The organism is Neisseria sp. P0008.S010 (genome assembly GCF_051962715.1).
GTDB classification, from domain to species: Bacteria; Pseudomonadota; Gammaproteobacteria; order Burkholderiales; family Neisseriaceae; genus Neisseria; species Neisseria elongata.
Map to the genome: position 1 here is coordinate 1 of NZ_JBQCVA010000434.1, position 236 is coordinate 236.

Genomic DNA, 236 nt, shown 5'->3' on the forward strand with positions numbered 1-236 from the left:
TCTCAGACCCGCTACAGATCGTCGCCTTGGTGAGCCTTTACCTCACCAACTAGCTAATCTGATATCGGCCGCTCAATCAGCGCAAGGTCTTGCGATCCCCTGCTTTCCTGCTCACAGAATATGCGGTATTAGCGTAACTTTCGCTACGTTATCCCCCACTGAAAGGTACGTTCCGATATATTACTCACCCGTTCGCCACTCGCCACCAGGATTGCTCCCGTGCTGCCGCCCGTAGG

At 54.2% G+C, this 236-nt stretch carries 1 rRNA gene; it reads right to left on the reverse strand.

Going from position 1 to position 236, the window contains the following annotated elements:
• A 16S ribosomal RNA gene (locus ACTHSL_RS14230) occupies positions 1-236 on the reverse strand; the annotation flags it as partial.